Annotated in this window: 12 protein-coding genes and 1 tRNA gene; 10 read left to right on the forward strand and 3 right to left on the reverse strand. The window is 58.4% G+C overall.

What is annotated here, in order from left to right; translation table 11 throughout:
* The 3 genes from IEX53_RS05895 to IEX53_RS05905 all read left to right on the forward strand — a co-directional run bounded on the left by IEX53_RS05895 (nt 1) and on the right by IEX53_RS05905 (nt 3,032).
* Nucleotides 1-1,209: a molybdopterin molybdotransferase MoeA gene (locus IEX53_RS05895; RefSeq protein WP_188822371.1), complete on the forward strand. Its 1,209-nt coding sequence runs from the start codon at nt 1-3 to the stop codon at nt 1,207-1,209.
* Complete coding sequence (locus IEX53_RS05900; protein WP_236016053.1) at nt 1,185-2,081, forward strand: D-amino-acid transaminase; 897 nt, start codon at nt 1,185-1,187, stop codon at nt 2,079-2,081. The genes IEX53_RS05895 and IEX53_RS05900 overlap by 25 nt, the downstream gene beginning before the upstream one ends.
* Nucleotides 2,082-2,246: 165 nt before the next feature.
* Nucleotides 2,247-3,032 (forward strand): glycosyltransferase family 25 protein, encoded by a 786-nt coding sequence (locus tag IEX53_RS05905; protein WP_188822373.1) that lies wholly within the window; start codon nt 2,247-2,249, stop codon nt 3,030-3,032.
* Nucleotides 3,033-3,095: 63 nt separating this feature from the next.
* On the opposite strand, the gene IEX53_RS05910 is transcribed toward IEX53_RS05905, so the two are convergent.
* Nucleotides 3,096-4,019 carry a glycosyltransferase family 8 protein gene (locus IEX53_RS05910; protein WP_188822375.1) on the reverse strand — a complete coding sequence of 308 codons (924 nt, stop codon included), beginning with the start codon at nt 4,017-4,019 and terminating at the stop codon, nt 3,096-3,098.
* Between the two features lie 157 nt (nt 4,020-4,176).
* Nucleotides 4,177-4,251 (reverse strand) — tRNA-Val (locus IEX53_RS05915).
* 154 nt (nt 4,252-4,405) lie between these two features.
* On the opposite strand from IEX53_RS05915, the gene IEX53_RS05920 reads away from it, so the two are divergent.
* The 7 genes from IEX53_RS05920 to IEX53_RS05950 all read left to right on the forward strand — a co-directional run bounded on the left by IEX53_RS05920 (nt 4,406) and on the right by IEX53_RS05950 (nt 10,245).
* Nucleotides 4,406-4,543 (forward strand): hypothetical protein, encoded by a 138-nt coding sequence (locus IEX53_RS05920; protein WP_188822377.1) that lies wholly within the window; start codon nt 4,406-4,408, stop codon nt 4,541-4,543.
* A 138-nt stretch (nt 4,544-4,681) separates the two neighbouring features.
* On the forward strand, nt 4,682-6,094 hold the full coding sequence (locus tag IEX53_RS05925) for a circularly permuted type 2 ATP-grasp protein (protein WP_188822379.1): 1,413 nt from the start codon (nt 4,682-4,684) through the stop codon (nt 6,092-6,094).
* Nucleotides 6,095-6,107: 13 nt separating this feature from the next.
* Nucleotides 6,108-6,509 (forward strand): four helix bundle protein, encoded by a 402-nt coding sequence (locus tag IEX53_RS05930; protein ID WP_236016054.1) that lies wholly within the window; start codon nt 6,108-6,110, stop codon nt 6,507-6,509.
* A 57-nt stretch (nt 6,510-6,566) separates the two neighbouring features.
* Nucleotides 6,567-7,508 (forward strand): alpha-E domain-containing protein, encoded by a 942-nt coding sequence (locus IEX53_RS05935; RefSeq protein ID WP_188822381.1) that lies wholly within the window; start codon nt 6,567-6,569, stop codon nt 7,506-7,508.
* A 6-nt stretch (nt 7,509-7,514) separates the two neighbouring features.
* Nucleotides 7,515-8,312, forward strand: coding sequence for a transglutaminase family protein (locus tag IEX53_RS05940; protein ID WP_188822383.1), 798 nt, complete (start codon nt 7,515-7,517; stop codon nt 8,310-8,312).
* Between the two features lie 32 nt (nt 8,313-8,344).
* Entirely contained in the window at nt 8,345-9,073 is a 729-nt protein-coding gene (locus IEX53_RS05945) for a proteasome-type protease (protein ID WP_188822384.1), read from the forward strand.
* 212 nt (nt 9,074-9,285) lie between these two features.
* Nucleotides 9,286-10,245 (forward strand): YncE family protein, encoded by a 960-nt coding sequence (locus tag IEX53_RS05950; RefSeq protein WP_188822386.1) that lies wholly within the window; start codon nt 9,286-9,288, stop codon nt 10,243-10,245.
* Between the two features lie 59 nt (nt 10,246-10,304).
* Here the strand turns inward: IEX53_RS05950 and IEX53_RS05955 are convergent, their stop codons facing one another.
* Nucleotides 10,305-12,278, reverse strand: a complete 1,974-nt coding sequence (locus IEX53_RS05955) for a L,D-transpeptidase family protein (protein ID WP_373288581.1) — start codon at nt 12,276-12,278, stop codon at nt 10,305-10,307.
* Between the last annotated feature and the right edge of the window lie 192 nt (nt 12,279-12,470).

Raw genomic sequence — 12,470 nt, forward strand, 5'->3', positions numbered from 1 at the left:
ATGGCGCTGTTACCTGTCGATGAGGCACTGGCGCGGCTTCTGGCCGACGCAACGGCGCTTGGCGAAGAAACCATCCCTCTTATGCAAGCCGGCGGGCGCGTTCTGGCTCGGCCCGTCACCGCCCGGCACACTCAGCCGCCTTTCGACGCCTCGGCGATGGATGGCTATGCACTGCGGGGCGCCGATGTCGCAAGCGTACCGGTTGAGCTTACGGTTATCGGCGAATCGGCTGCGGGCAAACGCTTTTCAGGCACCGTCGCTCCCGGCGAGGCCGTCCGCATCTTCACCGGCGCTCCCGTACCCGATGGTGCGGATACGGTGCTGATCCAGGAGAACACTGAGCGCCTGTCCAATGACAGGGTTCGCGTGCTGGCAAGCGTCGCACCGGGCAAGAATATCCGCCGCGCCGGGCTGGACTTTACGAAAAGCGAGACACTGCTTACCCCCGGCCGCGTGCTCGATGCCGCCGACCTTTCCCTTGCCGCCGCTGCCAACAATGCCGCGCTCGCCGCCATTCGCCAGCCGAAGGTGGCGATCCTCGCGACCGGCAACGAGCTTGTGCCTCCCGGCGGAACGCTCGGGCCCGATCAGATCATCGCCTCCAACACGGTGGGAATTGCCGAGATCGTCCGCCGCAACGGCGGTGTGGTATGTGATCTCGGTATCGTTCCCGATAAGGTCGAGCGTATCGAGGCGGCCATCGGCACGGCGGTCGAAGAAGGCGTGGATATTCTCGTCACCTCGGGCGGCGCGTCGGTGGGCGATCATGATCTCGTCCACGCGGCACTATCCGCGCGCGGCATGGAACTCGACTTCTGGAAAATCGCCATGCGCCCCGGCAAGCCGCTGATGTTCGGGCGGTTGAAGACCCTCCGCGTGCTCGGCCTGCCGGGCAATCCGGTCTCCAGCCTTATCTGCGCGCATCTCTTCCTCGTCCCGCTCGTCGCCGCACTCGGCGGCAGGGCTTACAAGCCGGACATTCGCACGGCGCGGCTCGAAAGCGATCTTCCCGCCAACGGCAGCCGGCGCGACCATATCCGCGCGCAGATCATCGTTGGCAGGGACGGCGCGTTGTTCGCCTCGCCCTTGCCCCAGCAGGATTCTTCCGTGCTGAGCGCGCTTGCCCGCGCCGACGCGCTCATTATTCGCGAGCCACACACTGCCCCCGCGCGGGCGGGCGACCCATGCCAGATATACATGATCAGGTGAACGTAAAGGAGACGGCCATGCAGCGCATCGTCTATGTGAACGGCGAGTGGCTTCCGGAAAGCGAGGCCAAGGTCTCCGTCTTCGACCGCGGCTTTCTCTTTGCCGATGCCGTCTATGAAGTCACCGCCGTCATCGGCGGCAAGCTGATCGATTATCCCGGCCATGCCGTGCGGCTGAAGCGCTCGCTGGGTGAACTCAGGATCCCCGCCCCGCTGGAAGACGACCAACTCCTCGACATTCATCGCCAGATCGTCGCCCGCAACAAGCTCGACGAAGGCATGATCTATCTCCAGATCTCGCGCGGCCCCGCCGACCGCGATTTTACCTTCCCGGCAAATCCCGTCCCCACGGTTACGCTTTTCACACAGGCGAGAGCCGTTCTTGCCAATCCCAAGGTGGAGACCGGCCTCTCCATCATCACCATGCCGGATTTGCGCTGGGCGCGGCGCGACATCAAGACGGTGCAACTGCTCTACCCCTCCATCGCCAAGACGGAAGCCACGCATCGCGGCGCCGATGATGCCTGGCTGGTGGAAGACGGCTATGTCACCGAAGGAAGCTCCTCCAACGCGCATATCGTGACGCAGGAAGGCAAGCTCATCACCCGCAGCCTCTCATCGGCGATCCTTCCCGGCATCACCCGCGCCTCCATCCTCGATCTCGCCCGCAATCTCGGCATCCCCTTCGAGGAACGCGCCTTCACGCCGGACGAAGCGAAACAGGCGGCGGAAGCCTTCAGCACCTCCGCAACAGGTTTCGTCACGCCGGTAACGCGAATCGACGGCGTAACCGTGGGTACGGGCAAGCCCGGTCCGGTCACCCTGCGCCTCCGCGCCGCCTATATCGAGGACAGGCTGGCGAACGGGGTTTGAAGGTGACAACGGGCTCCGGCACGCCTGGAAGTGATCCGCCAGGATCCGCCCGGATCGCTTCGACGCTCTCCAGCGTGACGCATACGGCCATTGGTTGCATTGACTTATCCTACCGCGATAGATAATGCGCTTTCGCGGCAATGTTGTATTGCCTTGGGGTGGGATATGCAGTGCTATGTCATTAATTTAGACCGGTCCGCGGATCGCCTGGACGCGATTGCCCGATCGTTCAACCGCATAGAATTGGGCTTCGAACGGGTTTCCGCGATTGACGCGCGGGAATTCGCCCCCGGCTACCTTGCTGCCCTGACCAGCAATGACCGACTTGCCGCCGAAACGGTCGCCTGCTTTCTGAGCCATCAAAAATGCTGGCAGAAGCTCCTTGAGAGTAATGATCCTTACGCCGCAATATTCGAGGATGACATTATATTTTCGGCCGAAGCAGGCCTTATTCTCGCAGACCCCTGTTGGCTGCCCGAAGGATTCGATTTGATCAAGCTCGAAACCTTCCAGAGAAATACCATCATTGATAAGGTCATGGGAGCGGTTATTCCTGGATATCACATTAGCCGTTTGCTCCAAAGTCATGTCGGCGCGGGCGGATACGTTCTTTCCAGAGAATGTGCGGCAATCCTCATCCAGCAGACGCAAGAGGTCGCCGTGCCCGTGGATCATTTCTTGTTCAAGCCGGGCTCCGGTCCCTTCGAAACCATGAATATATATCAATTAACGCCCGCGATCTGCATCCAACGCTGCTTTGTCGACGAGAACGCCCCTGAGAGTTTGATCGAGCGGGAGAGGAAAAAGACCGAATTTGTAAAGCCTTCCGGGCTTCGGAAACTCGGAAGGGAGATCGTCAGGCCTTTCAAGAAGATGAAAATCAAGGCGAATGGATTATTTATGAACCTGTTTACCACCAAACGGTGGGGAAAGATCCCATTTCGCGCGTGAGGCGCTGTCATCCGGCGTCTTGAGCGATCAGATGATTTACCGACTCCACCTTTGGCCCACGGCTTATATTTTTATGCCGGGATATAATCCTCGAAATATCGTCAATTCCCGCCTGTACCGCCAGGCCGCGCGGCCACGGCTTTTCCATATGTCTTTCCTCGCTTTCTTCCACGGCTTGGGCCCGCCATGGAAATGTACGATGCAGTCGGGTAGCGGCGCGTATTCATGAGCGCTGCCGCCAAGCGCTCTACTGTTGCGGCGCTGACCTGCGGTGCGGGACCAGGACGAATTGAAGGCCGGGTTGAGCATGAATGCCCTGCCGTTGAATACTTTGTTGAGATGATCCTGATCCGCCAGCGCATAAGTTTTGGCGCCGGCAATGTCTCGCATTGCCTCGTAAATATCCGGTTCAGCGCGGATGGCATCGGTGTCGATGAGCAGCACGCCGGCATTAAAATATGCTGAAAAGTCGTTTTGCTGCAGCATATCCTGGAGATATTTCATACGGTGCGCGTACTTTCTGGAAACCAGAATCTTACGAGCCGCCCATTTGGCCACCACATAATCCCGGACCGCAGCAATGGGGCAGCCATCGAGGTCGAGCGAGAACAGAGGCGCGATATCTTCCCTGACATGGGTATCGCCATCCAGGTAGAGGACCCGGCCGGAGAGCTTCTCCGCTATTTTCAAGCGGCCCAGCCCAGCCGCCGTAAGCCCGGCATTTCCGGTGTCGCCTCCCAATTCGTCTTCGGTGAGGTCGAGGCATTTTAGCGTAACAAGAGGGTTCGTCTGCACCACGCGCCTGACGTCATCCCAATCCTTTTCCGTAAGCTGGCTTCCCCAAAAATGTACGGTTCCAGGCACCGACAGATGGCGCAGCAGCCCCCACAATGCGAAAAGAGTGGGCGGAAGAAAACCGCGGTCGGTTATCAAGACCACCTGCGGCCGGTGATCGATCTTCCCTGTTTCCGCTCTATTCGTTTCCACTTACCGCCCCTGCCACGATTCCAAGCTTTCAGCGCACCCGATGGCACAGAAAGACAGGATTATCAATCTATTGTTGCAGGACTTGTTCGGTCGTACTGAATGATTGAAGTTAGTATCAACCTGGCCAGCACAGACGGGGGAACGTCGGAAATACTTATGGTGGGCGCGACAGGGATTGAACCTGTGACCCCTCCCGTGTGAAGGGAGTGCTCTCCCGCTGAGCTACGCGCCCGTCCAAGGCCCTTGGGCCCTTGGTGGAGTGTGGCGGATATACGTGGGACGATCCCGCCCGTCAAGCCGTCTTGAGCATCTTCCAGAACAATCCGGATTTTCGCGGAACTCCTCCGGCCTTCTCCCGTTTCCGATAAAACGAGAGGGTATATATCATGGCCAAGATTATCGATCAGCAAGAGGCAAAACAGGGCCGGTGGGGCACGCGGGTGCTCACAATTCTGGCCGCTTCGGTGATGCTCGTGCTCGTCGCCTGGGCGATAGCCGAAGTCTATGGCGAGATCATTCAATAAGCCTGCAGCCTGCTTTTTAGGCAAATGCGCCATCTGCTTTCGAAAGGAGCGGATGGCGCTTGCTTTTTTCCCCGAATGCGCTTGAATGGTGTTCAACCACAATAAAAACGGGAACACCAATAAAGATGGGGACAATGGGTGAATCCATTCGATGAGATGCTGGCGGGGGACGACGGCGTCCGCCCACCTTATAAAGCCCTGAAAACATGGCTCGATACGCAGAACCAGGACAAGCTTGCCCAAAAGACGGTCGATGCCGAGCATGTTTTCCGCAAGACGGGCATCACCTTTGCCGTCTATGGCGATGAAGAGGCGGCCGAGCGGCTGATTCCCTTCGATATCATTCCCAGAATCATTTCCGGCCAGGAGTGGCGGCGCCTGTCGCAGGGCATCGAGCAGCGCGTGATGGCGCTCAACGCTTTTCTCGACGACATCTACCACCGGCAGGAGATTGTGCGCGCGGGACGCATCCCGAAGGAGTTGATCGCTCATAACGAGGCGTTCATTCCGGAGATGATCGGCTTTCGCCCGCCCGGCAATGTCTACACCCACATCATCGGCGTCGATATCGTCCGCACGGCGGAAAACCAGTTCTATGTGCTCGAGGACAATGCCCGCACGCCATCGGGCGTCTCCTATATGCTGGAGAACCGGGAAACCATGATGCAGCTCTTCCCCGAGCTGTTCCAGCATGTGAAGGTGCGCCCGGTCGAGACCTATCCGCAATTGCTGCGCCAGTCGCTCTCCGCCGTCGCCCCTGCGGTCACCAAGGGCGCGCCGACCATCGCGGTGCTGACGCCCGGCATCTACAATTCCGCCTATTTCGAACACGCCTTTCTCGCCGACCAGATGGGCGTGGAACTGGTCGAGGGCAGCGATCTGCGCGTCGTCGATGGCCGCGTCGCGATGCGCACGACGCAAGGCTTTCAGCCCATCGACGTGCTCTATCGCCGCGTGGACGATGCATTCCTCGACCCCCTCACCTTCCGCCCCGATTCGACGCTGGGCGTGGCGGGCATCATGGATGTCTACCGCGCCGGCAACATCACCATCGCCAATGCCCCCGGGACCGGCATCGCCGACGACAAGGCTATCTATTCCTATATGCCTGAAATCATCGAGTTCTACACCGGACGCAAGGCGATCCTCCAGAACGTGCCGACCTGGCGCTGCGCGGAGAAAGACAGCCTCGCCTATGTGCTAGAGCATCTCGAAGAGCTTGTGGTGAAGGAGGTTCACGGCTCCGGCGGCTACGGCATGCTCGTCGGCCCCGCCGCTTCAAAGGCCGAGCGCGAAGCTTTCGCCGCGAAACTCAAAGCCCGCCCGGGCAACTACATCGCCCAGCCGACACTGGCGCTCTCCACCACACCCATTCTCACCGAGAAAGGCCTCGCCCCTCGTCACGTCGATCTGCGCCCCTTCGTCCTCGTCTCCGACCGCATCCGCATCACGCCGGGAGGCCTTACCCGCGTGGCGCTGAAGGAAGGATCGCTGGTGGTGAATTCAAGCCAGGGCGGCGGGACGAAAGACACGTGGGTTCTGGAAGATTAGTGAGTAGGGAATAGTGAGTAGTGAGATAGAAAAAGACGCAGTTCGGACAGCGGTTAAATCCTATAAGGATTTGCTCGTTTGGAAAGCGGCTATCGAACTTGCGGTCGATTGCTACTCGGCAACCAAAATTCTTCCCAACAGTGAAATGTATGGAATGACCTCGCAATTAAGACGAGCTTCCGCCTCCATTGCCGCCAATATCGCGGAAGGTTATGGCCGAGAGCACAGAAACTCGTTCGTTCAATTTCTTCGAATAGCCCAGGGATCACTCAAGGAATTCGAGACGCACACAATTCTTTGCGGCAGAACAGGGCTGATGCCTGACCTGACCGTTCAACGACTCCTCAGCCAAGCCGATGAACTTGGAAAAATGTTGCACACGTTAATCCGCAACCTGCAACAAAAGAACCAGTGAGCACCCCATGAACTACTCACTATCTCACTATCTCACTATCTCACTGGGAGCGTCCTGATGCTCCTCGGACGCACCGCTAACGGCCTCTACTGGATGCACCGCTATATCGAGCGGGCGGAGAACATGGCGCGCATCGTCGATGCGGGATTGAGAATGGCGCTGACCAAGACGTCCGACGCACCGGAGGAATGGTCTTCCGTGATCGTCAGCGCCGGCGCGGCATCCGCCTTCTCGCAGAAGCACAATGCCTATACCGCCGCCACTGTGTCGGATTTCCTGTTGCGGGACACCGACAATCCATCAAGCGTCATGTCCTGTCTGGAAGCCGCGCGCTCCAATGCCCGCATGGTGCGCACGGCCTTGACGCGCGAGGCGTGGGAGAGCGTCAACGAAGCCTGGATGGTGCTGAAAAAGGCCCTCGCCCGCTCGGTGCCGGACAGCGATCTCCCGCCGGTGCTCGATCAGATCAAGCGCGAAGCGGCGCTGATCCGCGGCGCGTTCCATGGCACGATGCTGCGCAACGAGATCTTCGATTTCGCCCGCATCGGCACCTTCATCGAACGCGCGGACAACACTGCACGCATTCTCGACGTTAAATATTACGTGCTGTTACCCGCCATTTCCTATGTCGGCACCACGCTCGACAACTATCAGTGGGAATCGATCCTGCGCTCGGTTTCGGCCCACCGCTCCTATCGCTGGGTCTATGACGGCGATTACAAGCCCGCGCACATCGCCGATTATCTGATACTCAACGGCCGGATGCCGCGGTCGCTGCATTTCTGCTATCGCAACATCGTCGATAATCTCGGGTTCCTCGCTGCGGATTACGGCGCGCGCCACGCAGCGCACGAGACGGCGGAAAAGATCCACGCGACCTTGGCGGACAATAATATCAGCCGGATTTTCGAAACCGGCCTCCATGAATTCCTCTCCGATTTCATCGTCAAGAACAACCGCCTCGGCTCGCAGATCGCCGAAGCCTATAACTTCGATTGATATGTGATGCTGCTGACGATCCGCCACACCTCCCGCTATCGTTATGATTTCCCCGTGCCCTATGCGGTGCAGCGGCTGAGGCTGCGACCACAGACGCTGGCTGGCCAGAAGGTGCATAACTGGCAGGTGGATGTGGATGGCGCGGCGCCGGAGGTTTCATACACTGATGGATTCGGCAACCGGGTCGATCTCGTCCGCCACGACCGCAACGCGCAGGAAATCGTCATCACCGCGCAGGGCCAGATCGAGACGGAAGACCGAGCGGGCGTGCTGGGCGAGACCGGCGGCTTCGCCTCGCTCTGGCTGTTCCACCGGCGCACTCCCCTCACCGAACCTGGTGAAAGCATCAAGGCCATGGCGGCGGATATTCCTGATAGCGATGACAGGCTCTCCCTGCTCCACGCGCTGATGGAAACCATTCACGAACGCATCGCCTATGTGCCGGGCGCTACCAATGTCGGCACCATCGCCGAAAGCGCACTGCAGAATGGCGAGGGTGTCTGCCAGGACCATGCCCATGTCTTCCTCGCCGCCGCCCGCCTTCTCGATATCCCAGCGCGCTATGTCTCCGGCTATCTGATGATGGAGGGAGTCGAGGAACAGACGGCCAGCCATGCCTGGGCGGAAGCCCATGTGCCGGGGCTAGGCTGGGTCGGCTTCGACGCCGCCAATTGCGTCTGCCCGAACGAGCGCTATGTGCGCATCGCCTGTGGCCTCGACTACCGCGACGCAGCGCCAGTTTCGGGGATCCGCTTTGGCAGCGCCGCCGAGAAGCTTGCGGTCGAAATCAATGTAGAGCAGTAATACGCCGTCAAATCATTATTCGGAACTATCCCATGACGTATTGCGTCGGCCTCAAGATGGACCGTGGCCTGGTCTTCATGTCCGATACGCGGACGAATGCCGGCCTCGATAACATTTCCACCTTCACCAAGATGCACACATGGTCGAAGACGGGCGATCGCGTCGTCGTGCTCTTATCGGCGGGCAATCTTGCCACGACGCAAGGGGTGGTGAGCCTCATCGAAGAGCGCTCGAAAGCCCCCGCCGACCGTCATCCCTCGATCTTTGAGACGCCCTCCATGTTCCAGACGGCGCGGCTGATCGGCGAGACGGTCAAGGAAGTGATCCGTGACGCCGCTCCCGGTGGCCAGAACGCCGATGCCTTCGCCGCCTCCTTTATCCTGGGTGGTCAGATCAAGGGCGGCGAGCCGCGCCTTTTCTACATCTATCCGGAGGGGAATTTCATTGAATGCTCGAACGATACACCCTTTTTCCAGATCGGCGAGCACAAATATGGCAAGCCGATTCTGGTGCGCGCCTACGACCCGGCGATGACGTTCGAAGACGCGGTGAAACTTCTGTTCGTGTCGTTCGACTCGACGCTTAAATCCAATCTCTCGGTGGGGCTGCCGCTTGATTTGCAACTCTACGAAGCCGATTCGCTGAAGCCGGGCGTCCACAAGCGGATCGAGCGCACCGACCCATATTACACCGCGATTTCCGAGGGATGGTCGGAGGCGCTTAAACGCGCTTTTCAGAGCCTCCCGCCGTTTGAGGCCTAGGTGCTTCTCGGCAAGCACACAATATAGGCGGTTTAACCTTTGCGAAACCATGTTTCACAAAGGGATAAATTTCTACCTATGCGCGCATCCATATTTCATTTAGTATCCAATCGTTGAAGCAATATCAGCTATAGAGTTGTTATCTTTGGATTGTTCCAGCCCCTACCCTAAGGCGCATTCGCAAAGATAAATATTTTAAAGGAATACTGATAATGACACACGAACATATTCTTGCCGATACGCTTACTCTTTTGATGGGAGATGATACAACCAGTGTCGGATATAGCATCCCGTCGAAACAAATCTACATCGGTGATCAGAGCTCAACCAGCATCAAGCCCTTCTCTGTACGGCGGCTGCCAAATGGCCATTCAATTGTACTTACCCCGAAGCCGGACGTTAAAAATATCAGTCCAATGTCCTCTATGTTCGGAAGCATCGTTTGCAGCCCGACGGAACAGAAAGCATACGTAACGTTTGCTGATGGTTCAACGCTGTTCCTCGATACGAAAACAAACTCGGCTTATCCGTCCCGTCTTCCCAAGCGTGTTAATCCAATAACCAACCTGGCCTTCTCGCCAGATGGGAAAATGTCCTATTTTCCTGCCAATGATGGCATCATCTATGCGCTGGATGAAACGTCCGATGCGCCGCCCATCTCCATACCTCTGAGCATAATAGATGTCCAATGGGTGGCAGTTACCCAGGACGGAGCTTATGCCTACGCTGGCGGCATCTATGCAAGCGCACTTTCGAGGGTCGATCTCAATAAGATGCAAGAAAAAGATACGCTGCCACTACCAGAGCCTGTGTACAGCTTCGATGTCTGTAATGACGGGAGCAAGCTGTTCGTGTCGCTGGAAACCCAGGTTGTCATTGTCGATATTGCGCAGAACAAAGTCAAAGGCTCTATTCCCTACCCGGAGTATCGTCCCAAATCTTTTGGTCAACTTTCCTGCAGCAAAACCGCCCCGCGCGCATGCCTTTCGGTTGCCAGCAACCAGTTGGTCGCGGTCATCGACACTGCAACTGACAGCAAGCTGGGGACTATTCCTACGCCCCCCAGCCCATTTACCACGGCTTTTGACGAGTATGGGGACAGCTATATCGCAACGCAGAATGGAACGCTGGCGATCCATTATTCTGTGCTTGAGGCGATGGGCCCAGCTTAATGGATAAGCCATGCAGCGCCATGGGTATAAAACAACGCATGGCGCTGCAACGTTCATAATCAGCTATTCGCCAGCCTTGACGCCCGTGTTTTCTCAAACGCCTTGGCGAGATTAGCGTCACGATCATAGACATCGTCGTAATAGCGGATCTTGCCCGTGCTCGCGTCCGGCCAAGCTGTGAAATAGGTCAGATAAACCGGAATCTGCTCCGGCACCTTCACCGCGCGCTCATTCTTGCCGAAATATTTCTCAAGGCTTTCCACCGGCTGGCCGAGCACAGCGGCAGCCATATCGCGGGGGCGCGCGAGGCGGATGCAGCCATGGCTCAAAGCCCGCATGTCGCGCTTGAAATAGGATTTGGCCGGCGTGTCGTGCATGTAGATGTCATGCACGTTGGGGAAGAGAATCTTCAACTCGCCCAGCGAATTGTCGAGGCTCGGGATCTGGCGAATGCCGACATTCTCCTTGCCTGAAGCGACTCGAGCCCAGTTGACGGAATTCGCGGGAACACGCTTGCCGTTCTTGTAGACCTCGTAGCCATTGCGCTCCAGATAGCCCGGATCCTTCAGGATTTTCGGCATCATCTCATTCATGATGATCGAGCGCGGAATTCCCCAGGACGGGTTGAACACCACCGTCTGGACCTTGTCATAGAAGAAATAGGTCTGGTGCCGGGGCGATCCGACAACGACATTCATCGCCAGCTTTTCCTGGCCATCAGCGAAATATTGCGCGCGATAGGCAGGCTGGTTGACGAACACATAGCGGTTCCCGAAATCATGCGGCAGCCAGCGCAGGCGCTCCATCGCATAGATGATGCGGTCGCGCTTAACAGCCACGGATTCACCCTGTAGCGTGGCGATTGTACTGCGGCCAATCACGCCATCCGGGCTCGATCCGGCGTGGCGCTGATAGGCCTTGATCGCCGCGACCAGTTCGGGATCGTAAACGGTCTTTCCCTCATGGGCGGTGAGCACGTCCTGATATTTCGCCAGATAATCGGCAGGCGCTTTCTTGAGAATCAACGCCACCACATTGGCCATTTCCGGATTGTCGTCGCCCGGACGGATCAGCGTACCCGCCGCGATGCGCACCTGCACGTCACCCGCCTTGCCGTCGAGGTCGGCGAGGCTCTTCTTCAACTCCGCATACCATTTGTTCTGCGGCTGGAAAGAGGCGAGCGTGGCCGCCGGATCATTGGAGGCTGCCAGCTTATCGAGCACGTCACGCGCGTTGACGCGCCCGCGCGGCAGGTCGTGCATCTCGCTCAGGCGATCGGCGGTGATGCGCCCCTCGCCCGCGTCGATGGCATAGCGCAGCGCCCGCGCGCTCATCAGGATTTCGAAATCGGCGAGCTTCTTGAGTCGCTCCTGCCTCTGCGCCGGATCGAAGGTATCGGCGGGGATGGTAACTGCATATTCCTCGGGATCGAGCCCCTCCTCGCCGGCGCGGGCGAAGAGCGCCGCCACCTGCTTGGCCTTTGCGGTAACCTCAAGCCCCTCCGACCAGATGAATTTCTGGTGCGCGGAATAAAAATCGACGACAGCATCGGCGATTGCCTTTTCGGCGCGCACATCGGTCGTCTTCAGTTGATCGAGCGCGTCAGCGAAGCTTCCTTCCTCGCTCAATGCCTTGGCGGGCAGAGGCGACATGCCTGACGTGATCGCCTCGCTTGGGGAGGTGTTTTTCGTCGCTGCCGTCAGCTGCATGTCGATCTTGGTGAAATCGATCCGGACCAGCGCGTCGGGCTTGTAGTCATAAACCTGAGGCCCCTTCACGATCACGCGCTTGATCGGCGTCTGCGCGGCAGGCGCCTGGGCTTGCGCGGGCGGCACTGGCGCGCGTTCGGCCGCCGCGGGAGGCGGCGCGACGGGGGCGACAGGCTGAGTTTGCTGCGGCTGGTTCCGCTGGCGGAAGAGTTCCAGAAGCGTGCTGGCGGCGTGCGCGTCGGTTGCGGTCAGCGCCGTCGAAACGGCAAGCGCGGCGCCCGCTGCGGCCGCGGCCAGAACTCTGTTCCTGGAAGGAAAATGCATGATGTTCGCCCGAATGTTTTCATCGCGGCTGATTCTCATCGCCGCGTGCTTTGAGTGCAGGAAACATCACAATTGCTTAAATTTTGTATAGAAACTTTTAACGGCAAAAATTTCTTGGGAGGGATACCCATCACATTCGCTTGAGCCGCGCGATCTGCCGCAGTGGATTTTAGACAAGCCCGCGATAAAAGC

It is taken from the genome of Paramesorhizobium endophyticum (assembly GCF_014640615.1).
In the GTDB taxonomy this organism is placed as follows: Bacteria; Pseudomonadota; Alphaproteobacteria; order Rhizobiales; family Rhizobiaceae; genus Paramesorhizobium; species Paramesorhizobium endophyticum.